This window comes from Bacillus sp. SIMBA_074, assembly GCF_046534555.1.
GTDB classification, from domain to species: Bacteria; Bacillota; Bacilli; order Bacillales; family Bacillaceae_G; genus Bacillus_A; species Bacillus_A mycoides.
In genome coordinates, this window is record NZ_JAWRYM010000649.1 from 1 (window position 1) to 266 (window position 266).

Below are 266 nucleotides of genomic sequence, written 5' to 3' on the forward strand. Positions count from 1 at the left end.
GCGATCGAGCTCTCCTCAGAGCTGGTCAGCACATGCCCACCGCCCTCGAACGACAGCGACCACCCAGCGCCCTGTCGCACCCGAGCTGTGAGTTCTCCGCTGGTGATCGCGCCTCCGGCGGCGTCGATGACGATGCGCGGAGAGGCCGAGCCGTCCCCGATGCCGGGGAGATCGAAGCCCTCATGAGGCAGGCCGCCGGTGTGGTGCTCGATCAGAACGCCGATGATGCCCTCGAGGGGTGCGGTCAGCGTGACTGTCAGAACGGG

General features: G+C 68.0%; 1 protein-coding gene. It reads right to left on the reverse strand.

From position 1 onward, the window contains the following. Nucleotides 1–266: hypothetical protein (locus tag SB773_RS32355; protein WP_410594468.1), on the reverse strand; the 266-nt coding region annotated here is incomplete at both ends.